This is a genomic window from Actinoplanes sp. NPDC051633 (assembly GCF_040681735.1).
Taxonomy (GTDB): domain Bacteria; phylum Actinomycetota; class Actinomycetes; order Mycobacteriales; family Micromonosporaceae; genus Actinoplanes.
Map to the genome: position 1 here is coordinate 1 of NZ_JBFAZH010001445.1, position 1715 is coordinate 1715.

Here is a 1715-nt window from a genome sequence, read left to right on the forward strand (position 1 = left end):
GCGCGCGGCCCCGCCGCCATGCCCCGCACCTCCCTGTCGGGGCCCCCCCGCCCCCGGGCGCGGCGGCCGCCCCGCCACCCGGACCCGGGGGGGGCCGCGGCCCCCCGGCAGGCGGCGCTGGACGCGCAGGCGGACAAGCCGGCGACGCAGGCGCTGGCCGAGGCGCGGACAGGCAGCCCGATCTGCGACCTGGGTGACGCCCAGCGGCCGGGCACCTGCCGGCCGCAGGGCGCGGAGTGGGCGCTGCGCCAGGTCGGGCGGATGCTGCTGGCGGGTGGCGGCCTGGCCGCGGCGGCCGCGACGGCCCTGGGCGCGTGGCTGCTGGCGGTGGCGTTCTTCGCGTGGCGCCGCCGCGCCTGGTCCCGCTGAGCGCGGGTGGCTGTGCCGCGCTTGGTCGCGCCGAGCTCGGGTAGCTCTAGGGCATGAGAATGCTGGCCGCCGCCGTCATCGTCGCACTGGGAGTCCGCGTGGCGCGCTCCCGGCACCGGCGCTTCCTGCACCCGGACGGGCGCTCGTTCGCGGGCATGCTGGAGATCTGGGGCGCCGGCGAGCCGCTGGGCGCGGACCTGCTCGACCGGCCGGGCCGGCACGAGGTCATCGTCCGCATCTCCAAGGGCGCGGGCACGAGGGGTACGCGCGGCGACATCCGCGGCGTGGCCATCCGGGTCGGCGAGGTCGATCTGCTGCTGTCCTCGACCGGCACGAACGCCGTGACCAAGCGTCTCCCGGTGCCCCGCCGCTCGTTCGACACGGTCTACGGCTCGATCACGCCGTACCGGTCGGCGACCCGCAAGCTCTACCTGGAGGCGGTGCCGGACCCGGACGGCCGTCCCCTGGGCCGCGACCTGGAGTCGCTCCCGGCGGGGTCGTCGCTGCTGCTGCGGGCGAGTGACCGCACGGTGGGCCGGGTGACCTTGGGCGAGGAGCTGTCAGCGGCGGCGAACGAGGCGCTGGCCTTCGACCCGGTCCGCAACGCCACGCCCGACCTGCACCCGACGGGCACCATCCACGGCACCAGAGCCTTCGCCTATCGGCTGAGCCAGCGCTGGCGGGGCGCCACCCCGGCCGACCCGAACCCCCGCGCGGTGGCCCGGACCAACGCCCACCGCTGATCGGGGCGCCGGACTCGGACGTTTTCCCGGCCTGCGCTCGCCCGGTATCGCTTCCCGCCTCTGCGGACTCTGTCCCACGAGGTGATGGCGATGAGCACAGCCGCCGCGGTCGGGAACAAGTCCCCGGTCCAGAAGATCAGGGCCGACATCCTGCGCCGGGCGGACGAGATCCGCCGGGTGGGCATCGCCTGCATCGCGCTGATCGTCCTGCTCCGGGCGGCCGCCCCCGGTGGCCGGCAGTGGATGGTCACGCTCTTCTTCGCGATCTTCGTCGCCACCGCCACGGTCTGGCTCAGCCGGCAGTACACCGACAGTCTCACCGGGGATCGAGCCCATCTGAACCGCGCCTACTGGTTCGCGTTGTTCGGCGTCGCCGGTCTGCTCATCGCGGCGCACTACCTGGTGGCCGAGCTGTGGAACCCGGTCGGCTGGAGCGGACTCGGACTGATCGGCGTCTTCGGCGTCTACCTGCTCTTCGGCGACGCGGTGGCGGGCTCGAGAAGTCTCGAGCCCGATCCCATCCCGTCGACGGCGGAGGCAGAGGCCGACGCGCGGATCCGGCGGCGCCGATCGCGGCTCAGGCTCGGCCTGATCTGGTCCGGG

Annotated in this window: 3 protein-coding genes; all 3 read left to right on the forward strand. The window is 75.2% G+C overall.

From position 1 onward, the window contains the following. The coding region (locus tag AB0M20_RS41905; protein WP_364306931.1) for a hypothetical protein at positions 1-369 on the forward strand (369 nt) is incomplete at its 5' end. 53 nt (positions 370-422) lie between these two features. Then, a complete protein-coding gene (locus AB0M20_RS41910) occupies positions 423-1112 on the forward strand; it encodes a hypothetical protein (protein ID WP_364306932.1) in 690 nt (229 codons plus the stop codon). 90 nt (positions 1113-1202) lie between these two features. After that, positions 1203-1715: hypothetical protein (locus AB0M20_RS41915; protein WP_364306934.1), on the forward strand; the 513-nt coding region annotated here is incomplete at its 3' end.